At 74.3% G+C, this 15,817-nt stretch carries 16 protein-coding genes; 9 read left to right on the forward strand and 7 right to left on the reverse strand.

All coding sequences use genetic code 11. The annotated features are described in order from the left end of the window. A partial coding sequence (locus ACIA5A_RS19680; protein WP_396764020.1) for a hypothetical protein occupies positions 1–450 on the reverse strand: 450 nt, incomplete at its 3' end. 43 nt (positions 451–493) lie between these two features. On the opposite strand from ACIA5A_RS19680, the gene ACIA5A_RS19685 reads away from it, so the two are divergent. Further along, positions 494–1,669: a hypothetical protein gene (locus ACIA5A_RS19685; RefSeq protein WP_396764023.1), complete on the forward strand. Its 1,176-nt coding sequence runs from the start codon at positions 494–496 to the stop codon at positions 1,667–1,669. Between the two features lie 74 nt (positions 1,670–1,743). Here the strand turns inward: ACIA5A_RS19685 and ACIA5A_RS19690 are convergent, their stop codons facing one another. Next, positions 1,744–2,556 carry a M23 family metallopeptidase gene (locus ACIA5A_RS19690; RefSeq protein WP_396764026.1) on the reverse strand — a complete coding sequence of 271 codons (813 nt, stop codon included), beginning with the start codon at positions 2,554–2,556 and terminating at the stop codon, positions 1,744–1,746. A gap of 115 nt (positions 2,557–2,671) precedes the next feature. On the opposite strand from ACIA5A_RS19690, the gene ACIA5A_RS19695 reads away from it, so the two are divergent. The 4 genes from ACIA5A_RS19695 (at position 2,672) to ACIA5A_RS19710 (ending at position 7,092) form a co-directional block, all read left to right on the forward strand. Continuing rightward, the gene (locus ACIA5A_RS19695; protein ID WP_396764029.1) at positions 2,672–3,973 is read left to right on the forward strand and encodes a DUF1800 family protein; all 1,302 of its coding nucleotides are present in this window, start codon (positions 2,672–2,674) and stop codon (positions 3,971–3,973) included. Positions 3,974–3,986: 13 nt separating this feature from the next. Next, positions 3,987–5,228: a DUF1501 domain-containing protein gene (locus ACIA5A_RS19700; protein ID WP_396764032.1), complete on the forward strand. Its 1,242-nt coding sequence runs from the start codon at positions 3,987–3,989 to the stop codon at positions 5,226–5,228. Between the two features lie 66 nt (positions 5,229–5,294). Next, complete coding sequence (locus ACIA5A_RS19705; RefSeq protein ID WP_396764034.1) at positions 5,295–6,020, forward strand: hypothetical protein; 726 nt, start codon at positions 5,295–5,297, stop codon at positions 6,018–6,020. A gap of 136 nt (positions 6,021–6,156) precedes the next feature. After that, a complete protein-coding gene (locus ACIA5A_RS19710) occupies positions 6,157–7,092 on the forward strand; it encodes a hypothetical protein (RefSeq protein WP_396764036.1) in 936 nt (311 codons plus the stop codon). Positions 7,093–7,107: 15 nt separating this feature from the next. On the opposite strand, the gene ACIA5A_RS19715 is transcribed toward ACIA5A_RS19710, so the two are convergent. Genes ACIA5A_RS19715 through ACIA5A_RS19725 form a run of 3 tightly spaced genes read right to left on the reverse strand, consistent with a single transcriptional unit; the run spans position 7,108 to position 10,111 of the window. Beyond that, positions 7,108–8,523 (reverse strand): UbiD family decarboxylase, encoded by a 1,416-nt coding sequence (locus tag ACIA5A_RS19715; RefSeq protein ID WP_396764039.1) that lies wholly within the window; start codon positions 8,521–8,523, stop codon positions 7,108–7,110. Continuing rightward, a complete protein-coding gene (locus ACIA5A_RS19720) occupies positions 8,520–9,254 on the reverse strand; it encodes a transglutaminase family protein (RefSeq protein WP_396764042.1) in 735 nt (244 codons plus the stop codon). The genes ACIA5A_RS19715 and ACIA5A_RS19720 overlap by 4 nt, the downstream gene beginning before the upstream one ends. Continuing rightward, positions 9,251–10,111, reverse strand: coding sequence for a class I SAM-dependent methyltransferase (locus tag ACIA5A_RS19725; RefSeq protein WP_396764044.1), 861 nt, complete (start codon positions 10,109–10,111; stop codon positions 9,251–9,253). The genes ACIA5A_RS19720 and ACIA5A_RS19725 overlap by 4 nt, the downstream gene beginning before the upstream one ends. A gap of 195 nt (positions 10,112–10,306) precedes the next feature. Between ACIA5A_RS19725 and ACIA5A_RS19730 the strand changes: the two genes are divergently transcribed. The 3 genes from ACIA5A_RS19730 (at position 10,307) to ACIA5A_RS19740 (ending at position 13,492) form a co-directional block, all read left to right on the forward strand. Beyond that, positions 10,307–11,809, forward strand: coding sequence for an FAD-binding oxidoreductase (locus ACIA5A_RS19730; protein WP_396764047.1), 1,503 nt, complete (start codon positions 10,307–10,309; stop codon positions 11,807–11,809). 28 nt (positions 11,810–11,837) lie between these two features. Beyond that, positions 11,838–12,920, forward strand: a complete 1,083-nt coding sequence (locus ACIA5A_RS19735) for a serine hydrolase domain-containing protein (protein ID WP_396764050.1) — start codon at positions 11,838–11,840, stop codon at positions 12,918–12,920. Positions 12,921–13,054: 134 nt separating this feature from the next. After that, entirely contained in the window at positions 13,055–13,492 is a 438-nt protein-coding gene (locus tag ACIA5A_RS19740) for an Ohr family peroxiredoxin (RefSeq protein ID WP_396764053.1), read from the forward strand. A gap of 12 nt (positions 13,493–13,504) precedes the next feature. On the opposite strand, the gene ACIA5A_RS19745 is transcribed toward ACIA5A_RS19740, so the two are convergent. After that, positions 13,505–14,308, reverse strand: a complete 804-nt coding sequence (locus ACIA5A_RS19745; protein ID WP_396764057.1) for a TetR/AcrR family transcriptional regulator — start codon at positions 14,306–14,308, stop codon at positions 13,505–13,507. Positions 14,309–14,389: 81 nt separating this feature from the next. Beyond that, positions 14,390–15,226 (reverse strand): NAD(P)H-binding protein, encoded by an 837-nt coding sequence (locus ACIA5A_RS19750; protein WP_396764061.1) that lies wholly within the window; start codon positions 15,224–15,226, stop codon positions 14,390–14,392. A gap of 134 nt (positions 15,227–15,360) precedes the next feature. Here ACIA5A_RS19750 and ACIA5A_RS19755 point away from each other — a divergent pair, with 134 nt between their 5' ends. Then, positions 15,361–15,816 carry an ester cyclase gene (locus ACIA5A_RS19755; RefSeq protein ID WP_396764064.1) on the forward strand — a complete coding sequence of 152 codons (456 nt, stop codon included), beginning with the start codon at positions 15,361–15,363 and terminating at the stop codon, positions 15,814–15,816. Position 15,817: the final 1 nt, after the last annotated feature.

Here is a 15,817-nt window from a genome sequence, read left to right on the forward strand (position 1 = left end):
CAGCCCGAGCGGTCCCGCCGGCAGCCCGAGCGGTCCCGCCGGCAGCCCGAGCGGTCCCGCCGGCAGCCCGAGCGGTCCCGCCGGCAGCCCGAGCGGTCCCGCCGGCAGCCCGAGCGCGACGGCGAGCACCAGCGCGAGCCCGAGCGGCAGCCCTTCGCCGTGCGCCAGCTCGTCACCCGGACCGAGCGGCAGCCCGAGCGGATCGGCGTCGGCCAGCCCCAGCGGGTCGACAAGCCCCAGCGGCTCCCCGTCGGCCAGCCCGAGCGGGTCGACCAGCCCCAGCGGCTCGCCGTCGGCCAGCCCCAGCGGATCGACAAGCCCGAGCGGGTCGCCGTCGGCCAGCCCCAGCGGATCGACAAGCCCCAGCGGCTCGCCGTCGGCCAGCCCCAGCGGATCGACAAGCCCCAGCGGCTCCCCGTCGGCCAGCCCCAGCGAGTCGCCGACGGACACCCCACCCCCCACCGACCCGCCCACCGACCCGCCCACCGGCCCGGTGGACCCGCCGCCCAGCCCGACGCCCGGCCCGCCGTGCCCGGGCAACGCCGGCGAGGAGAAGCTGGGCGAGGCGCGCAAGGACCGCTACTGCCCGCCGAACCGCACCCCGTTGCAGCCGGTGGTGCTGGTGGCGACCGGAGACTCGATCACCTCCGCCCACCTGCAGTTCCAGAACGCGTTCCCGATGGGCGCCTGCGTGGGCAACACGAGAGCCGACCTGCGCGGTCTGCCCGGCAACGACATGCTGTTCAGCTACGCCGGCAAGTACGCCGTCAACCGCGACAGACGGGTGGTGGAGTACTACAACTTCGCCCGCACCGGCTACGGCACCCAGCAGATCCTCGGCGCTCCGGCCGGCTACCAGGACGCCTGCCGGAACCCCTGGGCCCGCGACTGGCCCCCGGTCGAGCTGGCCACCCGGGCCATCCAGCAGGCCAAGACCGACCGGAAGGCCGCCTACTTCGTCAGCACCGGCGGGGTGAACAACACCACGTGGACGGGTCTGCTCAAGGCCCTCGCCAGTTGCGGGCTGATGGACCACTACCGCGAGCTGATGCAGACCTACTTCACCGAGCACAAGCTGCCGCTGCAGGCGCAGATGGACTGGTTCGACCTGGCCGGCAACTACACCGCCAAGTCCCGGGTCATCCAGGGCGGCGCGTGCCACGGCAAGGTCGTCGGTGACGTCACCGGCATCAAGTACATCCACCACCGGGTCGAGGTGCCCACCTGGGACGGCCCGGCCCTCTACCCGCAGATCAAGTCCGACGTCGAGGAGATCGTCGACGAGGTGCTCGGCGCCGGCGCCGACAAGGTCGTGTGGATGGGCTACTACGACATCAGCCCGGCGCGCTTCGACGTCGGCCGGCTCGCCGAGCAGTACCGGGTGAACCTCGCCCAGGAGCTGCACGGCTACCTGCCGGGTCAGATCCCCTCCCAGGAACGGGACCTGATCGACGACCCGGGGTGGAAGGCGACAGTCGCGCAGTGGACGAACCAGCTCAACCTGGTGATCCGCACCGGACTGCCGGCGGACAACCCGAAGGTGCGGTTCGCCCCGGCGCCGGCGCTCGGGGTCGCCGACCTCCAGAAGACCGCCTTCGGCGGATCCCCGCACCCCAACGAGTCGGGTCACGACAAGCTGGCCGCGGCGCTGGACGCGACCTTCAACTGACCCCATCGGTCGGGGCCCGTCACCACCCGGTGACGGGCCCCGACCGGCGGACGGCCCGCACGGGCGTCACCGCGTCAACCGATGCCGTCGACCGCCGCGCGCAGCGCGTTGATCGACGGGTCCCAGGTGAAGTTCAGCACGGGGATGCCCGAGGCGGCGGCATTGCTGTCGCCACCGAGCACCACCGCCCTCGGCTTGGCGGTGCCCTGGGGGACGACGAGATACCAGTTGCCTCTGACGTTCGCGATGAACACGTCGTCTACCTCCTGGTCCGGGGGGTTCGGGTCGGTGACGTCCCCGACGTGGTTCTCGAAGTCGACAGTCGCGCCGAAGGTGGTCGGACTGCCGGTGCCCAGCCAGAGGCTGGTGTGCACGTGCGGTCCCACGCCGGAGTCGCTGCCGTTCGCCGAGGAGCCGGAGTACGCGATCGTCTGGCCCCGCGACACGCGTTGGCCGGTGGAGACGGCGATCCGCGACAGGTGCAGGTGCCGGGTGTAGTTGCCGTCGTCGTGGGCCATCCCCACCACCCGCCCCGTCGCGGTGGAGGTGTCGGTCTTCACGAGGCGGATGGTGCCGTTCGCCGCGGCCACGACGGGCGTTCCGGTGCCCACCGCGTAGTCGGTTCCCGGCTCGCCCGACGGCGGCGTCCGGTTCCGGTGGTCCTGCCACGAGCTGGAGATCCGGACGTTCCCGCACGGCCGCTGGTAGCCGCCGGCGGCGCGGGCGGTGTCGGGCAGCAGCGCGAAGGCGGCCGACACCCCGGAGGCCGCCAGCGCGGCGCTGGTGAGGAAACCCCGTCTCGACAGGCCCCGCAGGCAGGCGATCCCGCCCAGGTCCTCCGGCGGCGGGTCACCGTCGCCCGCGCGCGGCTGCCCACTGAGGATCATCAATGAAAGATACGGCCGCGTCCGCCGTCGGGCAAGGAATCCACAGTCGTCACCCGGACGCGGTCCGCATCCGGCGCTTACCTTCCCCGTACAGTCGGCGGCTAGCGTCACCCACATGACGGAACGGGAAGCGGTGGCGCACCTGCTGCGCCGGGCGACCTTCGGGCCGACCGCACAGGAGGTGGACGCCGCCGAGCGGGCCGGGTTCGCCGCGACGCTCGACCGGTTGCTCGCGCCCGAGGGCGCGGACCGGGGCGCGACCGCGACGCCCCCACCCGCACTGGGCGCCGATCCGGCCGGGCAGGTCGGCAAGGGCGCCGGCCGGGAGCAGCGCCAACAGGCCAACCGGAAGCGCCGCGAGCAGGTCACCGCGCTCACCGGCTGGTGGCTGGAGCGGATGATCGCCGCCGACCACCAGGCCGCGGAGAAACTGGTCTTCTTCTGGCACGGGCACTGGGCGACGAGCGCGCAGAAGGTCCGTTCCGCCCCGCTGATGCTGCGCCACCTGGACACCCTGCGCCGCTACGGCCCGGGTCCGCTCGGCCCGCTGGTCGACGCGATGCTGCGGGACCCGGCGCTGATCCTGTGGCTCGACGGCCAGAAGAACACCCGCCGGGCGCCGAACGAGAACCTGGCGCGGGAGTCCATGGAGCTGTTCACCCTCGGCGTCGGCAACGGCTACACCGAGGCCGACGTCAAGGAGGGGGCCCGGGCGCTGACCGGCTGGACGGTGGACCGGTCCACCGGCGCCGCCCGCTTCGAGCCCCGCCGGCACGACCCCGGCCCCAAGACCATCCTCGGCCGGCAGGCCGCCTTCGACACCGGCTCGTACGCGGCGCTGCTCGCCGGCCGCCCCGAAGCCGCGCGGTTCGTCGCGGGCCGGCTCTGGTTCCGCTACGCCGGGACGCACACTCCGCCGCCGGCCGACCTCGCCGCCCCGGACACGGTCGGCACGCTGCGGCGGATCTTCACCGCCCCGGCCTTCGCGCAGACCCGCGACACGCTTGTCAAGCAGCCCGTCGAGTGGCTCGTCGGCGCGGCCCGACAGCTCGGCGTACGGCCGTCCGCGCTGCCCGAGCAGGGCCGGCGGCGGATCCTGGCCGGGCTGAACGCGCTGGACCAGGTGCCGCTGCGCCCGCCGAGCGTCGGCGGCTGGCCGGCCGGCGCCGCCTGGCTCACCACCTCGTCGTTGCAGGCCAAGATGCGGGTGGCGGACCTGCTGGCCCAGTCGGCCGCGCCGGCCGTGCTGGCCCGGCTGGACGCCGCGCCGGTCGCCGGTCGCGCCGACGCGCTGGCCCGGCTGCTCGTGGTCGACGCGTGGAGCGACCGCACCCGGGCGGCCCTCACCCCGCTCGCCGGACAACCGCGGAAGCTGCTGACGGCCGCCCTGGTCAGCCCCGAGTACGCGGTCAGTTGAGAGGAGCGATCCCGTGGACGTCCTGACCCGACGACGGTTCCTGGTGGCCAGCGGGGTGGTCGGCGCGACCGCCCTGGCCGGCGGCGCCGCCGCCCTCAGCCTCACCGACCTGTTCGCCACCGCCGGCGACCGGGACCCGGACGCCCGCACCCTGGTCCTGGTCACGCTCTACGGCGGCAACGACGGCCTGAACACCGTCATCCCGTACGCCGATCCGGCCTACCGGGACGCGCGGCCCGAGCTGGCCCACGCGGCGCAGGACGTGTTGACGCTGGACGACCAGTTCGGCCTCAACCCGGCGCTGGCCGGCCTGCACCGGGCGTACGGCGACGGCCGGCTCGCGGTGGTCCGCGGCGTGGGCTACCCGAAGCCGGACCGCAGTCACTTCCGGTCGATGGACATCTGGCACACCGCGCAGCCGGACCGCCCCGGCACCACCGGCTGGCTGGGCCGTTGGCTCGACCGCGCCGGCGCCGACCCCCGGCTGGCCGTCTCGTTCGAGTCGGCGTTGCCCCCGCTGCTCGCCGGCGAGCGCGGCGCGGGCGCGTCGGTGCCGGTGGGCGAGCAGCGGACGGCCGCCGGGCTGCCCGCGTCCACGCTCGCCGCGCTCGGCGCCGCCGCGCCGGGGGAATCCCCGGCCCGGGCCCGCGCGGCGGCCTGCTTCACGGACCTGCGCTCCGTCGACGAGATGATCCGCGCGGTCCGCGAGGCGCCGGACGGCGACGGCTCGGACGACGACGGCGAGGCCGCCCCGGCCACCGCCACCGGCGGCGCCCGAGCCTCGCTCGACGCGCAGCTCGACCTGGTCGCGCAGTGCGTGGAGGCCGGGGTGTCGACCCGGGTCTTCTCCGTCTCCCTCGGCGGGTTCGACACGCACGCCGACGAGAAGCAGCTCCAGCAGGTGCTGCTCGGGATGCTGGACGCGGCACTGAGCCGGTTCCACACCCGGATGGCGGGCTCCGAGGCCGGCCGCAAGGTGGTCACCGCGGTCTACTCGGAGTTCGGCCGGCGGGTCGCCGCCAACGGCTCGGACGGCACCGACCACGGCACCGCCTCGAACATGCTGCTGCTCGGCGCGCCGGTGCGCGGCGGCCTGTACGGCGAGCCGCCCAGCCTCACCGACCTCGACGACGGCGACCTGAAGTTCCACACCGACTTCCGCGACGTCTACGCGACGCTGCTCACCGACGTCCTGGACACCGACCCGGGCGCGGTCCTGGCCGGCTGGAAGGGCCGACTCACCGGAGTGCTCTGAGTCCTCGCGGAGTTGTGGCGCTCCAGTACGGTGCGGGCACCCTCCTGAAAGGACACCCGCCACCCGATGCGCCGGACCCTGCCGATCGCCACCGCCCTCACCCTCCTCTGCCTCTCCGCCGGATGCGGAAACGGGCCGACCGCCACGAGCGCCGACGCCCCGTCGACCGGGGCGGCGGGCGTCGACGCGTCCGCCGGCACCCAGATCCCGGACGCTCCGGCGTCGCCCGCGACCGGCGACGAGTCACCGGCGGACCCGGCGGCGCCGTCGACCACCGCGGCGGCGCGACCGGCGGCCCCGCCGGCGCCCAGGGCCCCGAAGGTCCCCGCCCTGACCTGCGCCCAGCTCTCCGGCGCCGACCTGGGCAGCCCGACGGCCCCGTTCTATGACCACACCGACCACATCCCGCTCACCGACGGCGTCTGGAACGGCGAGGACGGCACCGGCGTCGAGCTGCGCAAGCCGTGCGCCGTCGGCGACCTCGACGGCGACAAGGCCGCCGACGCCGCCCGCGCGGTGCTGGTCCGCACCGGCGGCACCGGCCAGTTCTGGAGCGTCGTCTTCTGGCGCGACACGGGCGGCAAGCCGACGTACCGCGCCGTGGTGGACCTGGGCGACCGCACCCCGGTCACCTCGGTCGCCATCGCCGGGCAGAAGGCGACGGTGGTCTGGCTGACCCGCTCCGCCGACGCGAGCATGGCCGAGCTGAACGTCCGGCGGACCACCGTCTACAAGCTGACCGGCAACACGGTCACCGAGGTGAGCCACGCCGACGCGCCGTACGCCCCCTGACGCGACGGTGTCACCTATCCGTCGCGGTCGATCCGGTGATCCGTCCCGCGTGCGATCGTGGGCGTCGACGACGACGAGGATCACCGGGGGGCGCCAGGTGCGAGGATCAACAGGTCGGAAGCGCCTCGGCGCGACGGTGGCACTCCTCCTGCTCGCCGGCTGGGGCGCCCCCGCCGCCGCGGCGCCGCCCGACGGCCCGCGCGGCTCCGCGACCCGCTCCGAGCGGGTCGTGCCGGCCTCGGCGACCGCACGATCCACCGGCGGGCCGGGCGTCGCCGCCCTGGCGGCCTCCTGGTCGACCGGGCAGGTCGCGCCGGGCGACACCCAGGGCTGGGTGTGGAACAACGCCAACCCGCTCACCGTCGCCTACCAGGTGGGCTTCTCCCCCACCGGGGCGAACGCCGCCCAGCCCTGCCAGTTCGAGGTGACCCGCCGCTGGTACTCGCAACAGCCGGGCGGGGAACGACGCTTCCACTTCCAGATCCGCAACAACGGCGCGGTCACCTGCGCGGCCACGGTCCTGCTCTCCGCGCAGCCCGCCACGTACGACTGGACGGTCGCCCCGCTCGCGCCCGGCGCCAGCGGCAACTACCGTTGGGTCGAGCAGGTGTCGCCGACCGTCTCCTACCTGCTCGGGTTGAGCCCGACCGGCGCGAGCGGATCGGCCGCGTGCCAGCTCGAGATCACCCGCACCTGGTACCTCCAGGAGGCCGGCGCGGTCCGCAAGTTCGCCTTCGTGATCCGCAACATCGGCTCGGTCACCTGCGGCGCGCAGGTCCGCCTGGCGCAGTTGTCCGTGCCGACCACCTGGTACGTCGGCACCCTCGCCCCGGCCGCCTCCTCCACCTGGACGTGGAACAACGCCAACCCGCTCACCGCCACGCACCTGCTCGGCCTGTCCCCCTGGGGCGCGCAGCTCACCGACCCGTGCCAGATGGAGATCACCCGTAGCTGGTACGTCCAACGGATCAACCCCGACGGCACCGCCCAACGCCAGCTCGTCCTGACCGTGACGAACGTCGGCGCGATCGGCTGCACCGCCACGGTCTTCCTCACCCCGCTGACCACCTGACCGGCGGCGCGGCGGTCACCGCCCGCGCCGCCGGGCGACCGGGACCGGACCCGGCACGAAGGCCCGCTCGGCCTCCGGTCGCAGGCGGTACGGCACCGTCGCGTCCACCCAGGACCGACCGGCGGGTCCCCGCTCCGCCCGCCAGGCGTCGCTCTGCGACGGGTCCATCGGCAGCGGCGGGAAGTCGGCGAACGTGCCGCAGTCGGTGCCCAGGTTGGACCGGGTGGACAGCGCCCACAACACGTCCTCGGCGCAGCGCACGTCCACGTCGTCGTCGGTGAACACGACGAGCTTGGCGAACGGGTGGGCGTCGAACACCTCCCGGGCCAGCCGGCCGGGCGCGGCGTCGTCCCCGGCCGAGCGCTTGCGCAGGCCGGCCACGAGCGTGAGCATGCCGCCCCCGGCCGGGCCGAAGTGCAGGTCCCGGACCAGGTCCCAGTCGCGTCCCCGGCCGGCGAGCTGCGCCGACAGCGCGCCGGCCAGGCCGAGGATCACCGACTGTTCCCGGCCCGGCCCGACGACCGCCTGGAACACCGCGCCGGGCCGCACGCTCATCCCGGTCACCGTGACCACCGGCAGGCCGGACTGCGCGCGGCCGTGGTAGCCGAGGAACTCCGGCAGCGAACCGGCCACCCGGTCGTCGAGCGTCTCGTCGGCGGTGGCGCCGTCGAGGTGACCCTCCAGCACGATCTCCGCGCCGGCGAGCACCGGCACCGGCTGGGTCACCGCGTCCGCGAGGCCCACCGGCGCGCCGGCCAGCGCGCCGGCCAGCGCGAGCTTGTCGACGCCGGGCGGCAGGAACCGGGCGTTGACCGCCGAGGCGACCATCGCCGCCGGAGCGATGCCGATGTTGATCGACACCGGCAGCCGGCGGCCGTCGCGGCGCGCCCGCTCGTAGAGGCGGCCGAGGGTGCGGCCGGGCACCGTCCACAGCGTCAGCCGCTCGCGGTCGAGCACCAACATCCGGTGTACGGAGAACGCGGTCTCGCCGCCGTGGCGGGCCAGCACCGCGCCGGTGGTCAGGTAGGCGCCGGCGTCCCGGGGCGTCGCCCGCAGCGCCGGCAGCGAGGTGAGGTCGACCGGCCGGTGGTCCGCCGACCGGATCCCGGTCACCGGCGCCCGGGTGGCGCCGAGCAGCCGGCGTACCGCCCGGCGGGTCACCCGGGCCGGGTAGCCGGGCAGCCAGCGGCGGACCCGGTCCGCGTCGCCGTAGAGGCCGAGCAGCACCGGCAGCGCGTCCGGGCCTGCTGACCGGTAGCGGACCACGTCCTCCTCGACGGCGCGGGGCGTGGCCGGCACCCCGGCGTACCGGCGGGCGTAGTCGGCGGCCACCGCGTCGAGCGGCAGCGGACGGCGCTCGTGGTAGCGGCCCGGCTCGGCGCGCCGCACCTCGGCCACTGCCGCGCGCAGGCAGAGCGCGGGCGTGGTCACCGGTTCCCCGCGCCGAGCGCGTCCCGCTCCAGGGACCCGTTGACGAAGCGCATGGTCCGCGCGAACAGGTTCGGGTGCGCCTGGCGCAGGTCGGTGACGATCCGGTCGTACGGCAGGTCGCTGAACTCGCCGTGCACCCGCAGGAACTCCATGTGCCGGCGGCCGTCCATGTCGTACGGGTGGTACAGGCTGTCGGTGCGCCCGTCGAAGTCGAGTTCCCCGATCCGGTACAACCGGCACAGCCGGCGGCTGAACACCGGGGTGGCCTTGATCCAGCGCCCGTCCAGGTGCACGAGCGTGTAGCAGTGGTGGCGGAAGACGTCGCCGCCCATCAACGCGCGCAGGCGGTCGGAGGTGAGGTGGTTGCGCACGTCCGCGAGGACCAGCCGGCTCGGCACGCCGATGGCGCGCAGCGCGGCGGCGTACAGCACGGACTTGTGGATGCACAGGCCGGTGCCGGCGCGGGCGACGGCGCTGGCCCGCAACCCGTCCCGGGTCATGTCGGCGGCGTAGACCTCGTAGCGGACCGAGTCGCGGATGGCGTAGTAGAGCGAGACGGCCCGCGCGGTGACGTCCGGGCCGGGCGGGGCGTGCCGGGTCACGAAGTCGGCCACCTCGGCCGAGTCGTGGTCCAGGAACCAGGTGGCGGCGAGGTCCGCCTCGGTCGGCGCGACGGCGCCGGCCGGCACCTCGGGCACGGACGCGGCCGGGTCCGGCCGGTCGGGGCTCACCGGGCCACCGTGGCGGTGACGTAGCGGACCGGGACCGGGATGGTCAGCGGCCCGTCCCCCGGGCGCATCGCGTCAAGCGCCGTGACCAGGCGGTCGCGCAGCTCCGCGCTCTCCCGGGCCGGCAGGTGCTGCCAGAGCAGCCGCATGCCCTGCGTGTGTGACCAGTCCACCCAGGCGGTGCCGGAGGCGGCGGTCATGGCCACCTCCTCGTCCGCCACGTCGACGTCGGTGAAGCCGGCCCCGCGCAGCGTCCGCACCAGGTCGGCGGGGTCGGCCAGCCAACTGTTGAACCGGCGGGACAGCTCCGCCGGCTGCCACTCCGGCGGCAGGTTGCGCAGCAGGTCCCGCGGGATCAGCTCGGTGAAGACCGGGGGCAGGAACGGGAACGTGTCGGCGGTGAAGACCGGGCTGGTGAACCCGAGCCGGCCGCCGTCGGCGAGCAGCCCGGCGTAGCGGGCCAGCGCGGCGGGCGCGTCGGGGAAGAAGATGACGCTGTAGCTGCCGGTGACCACGTCGTACGAGCGGGCCGGCAGGTCCGGGTGCTCGCCGTCCATCACCCGGGCCTCGACAGTGGTCAGGCCCGCCCCGCGCGCCGCCTCGCGGGCCTCGGCGACCATCGCCTCGGCGATGTCGACGCCCAGCACCCGGCCGCTCGGCCCGACCCGTTCGGCGGCCGGGAAGAGGCAGGCGCCCCGTCCGCACCCGACGTCGAGGACGCGTTCCCCGGGCCGTGGCGCCACCCGTTCCACCAGCCGGCGGCCCATCGGCGTGAAGAACTCCACGCCCATCCGGTCGTAGCTGGCGGCGGCCTGGTTGAACGCCTGCGTCACGGCCGTCTTGTACGTCGCGGTATCCACGTCAACTCCCGGGTCGTGGGTGGCCGGGCGGCTGGCGTCCGCCCGAGGACCGACCGTGCCCCGGCCCGGTGGAGCCGGGTTGGAGGCCCACCGGAGCGGCGGGAGTCGCCCGGCGGCTCCAGCGGAGCTGTGCGCGGCCTCGAGCGGGACCGCCCACGATCGATCCGCTGACGACGGCGAGAGAAGGGGTGCAGCATGTCGGGACCGGCACGCATCGCGGCGGGCGACCCACGGTACGAGGACTTCGTGGTCCGGGGTGACAACGCCCGCTTCCCCCCTCGACCGGACGCGTTCGTCCTGGCCCGCTCGACCGAGGACGTGGCCCGCACGGTGCAGGACGCGGTCCGGGCCGGGCAGCGCATCGCGGTCCGCAGCGGCGGTCACTGCTACGAGGACTTCGTGTCCGACCCGACGGTCCGGGTGGTGCTCGACCTCGCCGCCATGGACCGGGTCGGGTTCGACGCGGAGCGGCAGGCATTCGCGGTCGAGCCGGGCGTCCGGCTGATGGACCTCTACCGGGCGCTCTACCTCGGCTGGGGCGTCACCGTGCCCGGCGGGGCGAGCGAGCTGGTCGGGATCGGCGGGCACCTGCTCGGCGGCGGGTACGGCCCGCTGTCCCGACGCTTCGGCGCCTGCTCCGACCACCTGTACGCGGTCGAGGTCGTGGTGGTCGACGCGGACGGCCGGGCCCGGGCGGTGGTGGCCACCCGCGACCCGGCGGACCCGAACCACGACCTGTGGTGGGCGCACACCGGCGCGGGCGGCGGCAACTTCGGCGTGGTGACCCGTTACTGGCTGCGCAGTCCGGGCGCCGAGGGCGGGCCGGGCGACCTGCTGCCCCGGCCGCCGGCGTCGGTGCTGGCGTCGAGCACCGTGTTCCCGCGCGAGGGGTTGACCCGGGAGGCGCTGCGGGCGCTGGTCGGCGGCCACGGCCGCTGGCACGAGCGCAACAGCGCTCCCGACTCGCCGTACGCCGGGCTGTTCAGCGGGCTGGTGCTGTTCGCGGTGGCGCCGCAGGACGACCCGGGCATCGGGGCGATCCTGTTCAACCACCTCGACGGCACCGGCGCGGACGCCGAGGAGCTGCTGGCCCGCGCGGTGCGGGAGATGACCGGGGGCGTCGACGCGCCCCGCTACGACATGCCTGTGGAGCGGGCGCCGTGGCTGTCCACGATGGTGAAGCTGGCGCGGGCGCAGGACGGCGAGTCCGGCCGGCACAAGATCAAGTCGGCGTACCTGCGGCGCGGCTACACCGACGCCCAGATCGACACCATCCACGACCACCTGTGGGGCGACGGTCACGCCTTCTCCAGCGCGACGATCTCGCTCCAGTCGTACGGCTGCGCGGCGAACGCGATCGCGCCGGACGCCACCGCGACCGCCCAGCGCGACTCGGTCCTGCGCGCGCTCTACCTGACGTCCTGGGCGGACCCGTCGACGGACGAGGCGAACCTCGACTGGACCCGCCGGCTGTACCGGGACGTGTACGCGACCACCGGCGGCGTCCCGCTGCCCGACGACCGCAACGACGGCTGCTACATCAACTTCCCCGACGTCGACATGGCCGACCCGCGGTGGAACGCCTCCGGGGCGCCCTGGCAGTACCTCTACTTCAAGGAGAACCACCCGCGCCTGCAACAGATCAAGAAGCGGTGGGATCCGCTCACCGTCTTCAGCCACGCCCTGTCCGTTCAGTGAACGTGCCGAGGAAAGGACTGTGTCCACGATGACCGACACCATGGTCAAGCCCGAGACGAAGGACCCGAAGCGCATCCGACTCCAGGAGGCGGTCGACAAGCTGGTCACCGTCGGCGCCGCCGGCGCCCAGTTCCGGGTCACCAGCGGCGACGAGACGTTCACCGTGCGCGCCGGCGTCCGCGAGTTCGGCAACGACGACCCGGTACCCACGGACGGCAAGTTCCGGATCGCCTGCATCACCAAGGTCTTCGTCGCCACGGTGCTGCTCCAGCTCGTCGGCGAGGGCCGGATCGACCTCGACAAGCCGATCGAGGAGTATCTGCCGGGGCTGCTGCCGCAGGGGCGTGAGGTGGCGGTCCGCAACCTGCTCCAGCACACCAGCGGGCTGTACAACCACGCCGACGCGTTCCAGCGTCCCGGTGACCGCTTCGAGCGGGACCGCTACAAGCACTTCGACCCCGAGGACCTGGTGAAGATCGCCGCGGACAAGCCGCTGAACTTCACCCCCGGCAGCACGTTCGAGTACTCGAACACCAACTACATCATCCTCGGCCTGCTGATCAAGGCGGTCACCGGCCGCAGCTACGCCGAGGAGATCCGGACCCGGATCGTCGAGCCGCTCGGGCTGCGCGACACCGTGCTGCCCGGCGACGACCCGCACATCCCGGGCAGCCACGCCCGGGGCTACATGAAGATCAAGGGCAGGTCGGTCGACGTCACCGAGATGAACCCGTCCGAGGCGTGCTCGGCCGGCGAGATGATCTCGACCACCAAGGACCTGGACACGTTCCTTGTCGCGCTGGTCACCGGCAAGCTGCTCAAGCCGGAGCAGCTCGAGCAGATGAAGACCACCGTGCCGCCGGAGTGGGTGACGCTGCCCATGTCCAACGGCTACGGACTCGGCTTCATGCCGCTGGTCACCGAGCGCGGCCTCAGCCTCTGGGGCCACGGCGGCGGCATCCCCGGCTACGCCACGTTCATCGGCGCCACGCTCGACGGCCGGCAGCGGCTGGAGACGTCGATCACGCTGGACATCGACCCCGACGACTTCTCCGGCGTCTTCGAGGACGCGGTGGTGGACGCCATCAACGCCGCCGCCGACTGTCTCTGACCGCACCCCCGCCGGCGGCGGGCGGCGCCCGGACCGGGCCGCCCGCCGCCGGCACGTCACCGGCCCCCGGACGACGCCGGCCGCGTCCGGGGCCGGCGCGCCGACGGCCGGACCAGCACGCAGAGGAGCGAGGCATGGATCTGCTGTACGTGACCGAGGCGACCGCCACCGGCGACGGACGGGAGGGCAGCGTCCGCACCGACGACGGGGTGCTGACCGCGACGCTCTCGGCGCCGCCGGCGCTGGGCGGGACCGGCGGGACCGGCACCAACCCGGAGCAGCTCTTCGCCGCCGGATACGCGGCCTGCTTCCACAGCGCGCTGCGGTGGATCGCCCGGCAGGACGGCGTCGACGTGACCGGGTCGGCGGTCACCGCCCGGGTCGCCCTCGGCAGCATCGGCGACACGCTGCGCCTGGCCGTGGAGCTGCGCGCGGAGCTGCCCGGACTGCCGCCGGAGCAGGCCGAGGCGCTGGTCCGCCGGGCGCACGAGACCTGCCCCTACTCCGCCGCGCTGCGCGGTGACGCGGTGGTGCTGGCGCGGGTCGCCCCGCCGGCCGAGGCGACGCGCTGAACGTGCCGCGGGCTATCCCTCGGCGGTCGGGCCCGAGCCGACCGGGCCCGGCCCACCCGTCCGCTCGGCGACCACCACCGCGATGCCGTCCAGCACCCGCCGCAGCCCGAACTCGAACGCGTACTCCGGGCCGTAGGCCGCGCCGTGCGCCGCCCCGGCCGCCGAGCCGACCCGGGCCGCGGTCGGGTAGCTGCCGGAGTTCATGAACTTCTCCAGCCACGGGCCGTGGGTCTGCCACCACTGCCCGTCGGTCATCCCGGTCTCGCGCTCCAGCTCCGCGCCGTCGTAACCCGCGCGGGCGATGCTCTTGACGTGCCCCAGGACCAGGGTGAGCACGGCGTCCATCTCCACGTCGTCGAGCCCGACGCCGGCCACCGCGCTCAGCTCGTAGTCGTACTTGGCGAGCATGTGGGGGCCGAGCACCGGCCGGCTGGTCTCGGCGCGCAGCAGCCACGGGTGGGCGCGGTAGAGCGCCAGGTTGTCCCGGGCGATCCGGTCCAGCCGGCCGCGCCAGCCGCCCGGCACGTCGGCCGGTCGGGGCATGTCGCCGTAGACCGTGTCGACCATGACGTCGAGCAGCTCCGACTTGCCGGGCACGTAGGTGTAGACCGACATGGTGCCGGCACCCAGGGCCTCGCTGACCCGGCGCATGGTGAGCGCGTCGATGCCCTCCGCGTCGGCGATCTCGACGGCCGCCCGCACGATCCGCTCGACGCTGAGCCCCGGGCCCGTCCCCCGGCTGGTGGGCTCCCGGGTGCGCCAGAGGATGGCCAGGCTGCGTGCGGGGTCGGCCTTGCCCCTGCGCTCCTTCGTCATAGTGACCCCATCCTAGCGGGCGCATACCGTATCGCGTACGGGCCGGCGGGCGACGAGCCCCGGCCGGCCCGTACGCGCCGGTCACGCCGGCCGGAACGCGTCGGCGTGGTCGCTCGCCCAGCGGGCGAACGGCGTCCCCGGCCGCCCGGTCAGCTTCTCCACCGTGGGCGACACCACGGGCGGCCCGTCCACCGAGTCGGCGAGGTAGCCCAGCACCATGTCGACCACCACCTCCGGCATGAACGCGGTCAGCTCCGCGCGCGCCGCCGCCGGGCTCACCTCCTCGAACCGGATCGGCCGCCCGGTCGCCTCCGCGAGCTGCGCGACCTGGGTGCGCTGGTCCAACGCCTCCGGCCCGGTCAGGTCGTACACCTGCCCGGCGTGGCCGTCGGTGGCCAGCGCGAGCGCCACCACCGCCGCGATGTCCACCTCGTGGATCAACGCGCGCCGGGCCTGCGGGTACGGACCACGGACCACGCCCTCGGTCCGGACCGAGTGCCCCCACTTCCACAGCAGGTTGGTGGCGAACTCGTCCGGCCGCACGAACGTCCAGTCCATCCCGCTCTCCTCCACCGCCCGCTCCACCGTGCGGTGGTAGACGCCGCTGAAGTTGCCGGCGTCGGCCGCGGACGTCGACGAGAGCACCACCACGTGCCGTACGCCGGCCTCGGCCGCCCGGCGGGCCACCTCCGCCGCGGTGTCGGGCACCGGGAACAGGTACATCCGCCGGACCCCGCGCAACACGTCGGTGAGCCCGGCCGGCTCGGCCAGGTCGCCGCGGACCACCTCCACCCCGTCCGGGAACACCGCGCGCTCCGGCTCGCGGGTCATCGCCCGCACCGCGTGCCCCTGCGCCAGCAGCTCCGTGAGCACGTGCCGGCCCACATGGCCGGTCGCCCCGGTCACCAGGATCGTCATCGCCACCACCCGTCCCTTCCGTCGGCGGGCCGCGCCCGCGATGCCACGGAGCATCACGACCTGCCCTTGAGGGGTCCTTGAGGGCAGGTCGCGAGGGTGGACACGTCAAGCCGCCCGGCCCCGAGGAGTGCCACATGTCCCTGACCGAGAACGCCGCCCCGACCGTCACCGGCGAGCGGACGCTGGCCGAGAACAAGGAACGCTGCCTCCAGATGGTGGCGGCCTGGAACCGGTGGGAGCTCGACGGCATCATCGAGCACTGGGCGCCGGACGTCGTCCACTACTCCGAGGACGCGGTGGTCGACACCGACGAGATGATCCGCCGCATGGAGGGCGGCCTCCAGGCGTTCCCCGACCTGCACCTGGACGTGAAGAGCATCCTCGCCGAGGGTGACCGGGTCGCGCTGCGGATCACCATCACCGCCACGCAGAAGGGCCAGTTCGGCGACCTGCCGCCGACCAACAAGCACGTCACCTGGCACATCGTGGAGGAGCTGCGGTTCGTCGACGGCAAGGTGGTGGAGCACTGGGACGTGATGAACTACCTGCCGATGCTCAAGGAGCTCGGCAAGGTCCCGGCGGACGTCTGAG

It is taken from the genome of Micromonospora sp. NPDC051300 (genome assembly GCF_044455315.1).
Lineage (GTDB): Bacteria > Actinomycetota > Actinomycetes > Mycobacteriales > Micromonosporaceae > Micromonospora > Micromonospora robiginosa.

Excerpts from the sequence above, each read along its gene's own strand:
- ACIA5A_RS19690 (WP_396764026.1), bottom strand. The coding sequence starts at position 2,556 with ATGATCCTCAGTGGGCAGCCGCGCGCGGGCGACGGTGACCCGCCGCCG.
- ACIA5A_RS19695 (WP_396764029.1), top strand. The coding sequence starts at position 2,672 with ATGACGGAACGGGAAGCGGTGGCGCACCTGCTGCGCCGGGCGACCTTC.
- ACIA5A_RS19705 (WP_396764034.1), top strand. The coding sequence starts at position 5,295 with ATGCGCCGGACCCTGCCGATCGCCACCGCCCTCACCCTCCTCTGCCTC.
- ACIA5A_RS19730 (WP_396764047.1), top strand. The coding sequence starts at position 10,307 with ATGTCGGGACCGGCACGCATCGCGGCGGGCGACCCACGGTACGAGGAC.
- ACIA5A_RS19735 (WP_396764050.1), top strand. The coding sequence starts at position 11,838 with ATGACCGACACCATGGTCAAGCCCGAGACGAAGGACCCGAAGCGCATC.
- ACIA5A_RS19740 (WP_396764053.1), top strand. The coding sequence starts at position 13,055 with ATGGATCTGCTGTACGTGACCGAGGCGACCGCCACCGGCGACGGACGG.
- ACIA5A_RS19745 (WP_396764057.1), bottom strand. The coding sequence starts at position 14,308 with ATGACGAAGGAGCGCAGGGGCAAGGCCGACCCCGCACGCAGCCTGGCC.
- ACIA5A_RS19750 (WP_396764061.1), bottom strand. The coding sequence starts at position 15,226 with ATGACGATCCTGGTGACCGGGGCGACCGGCCATGTGGGCCGGCACGTG.
- ACIA5A_RS19755 (WP_396764064.1), top strand. The coding sequence starts at position 15,361 with ATGTCCCTGACCGAGAACGCCGCCCCGACCGTCACCGGCGAGCGGACG.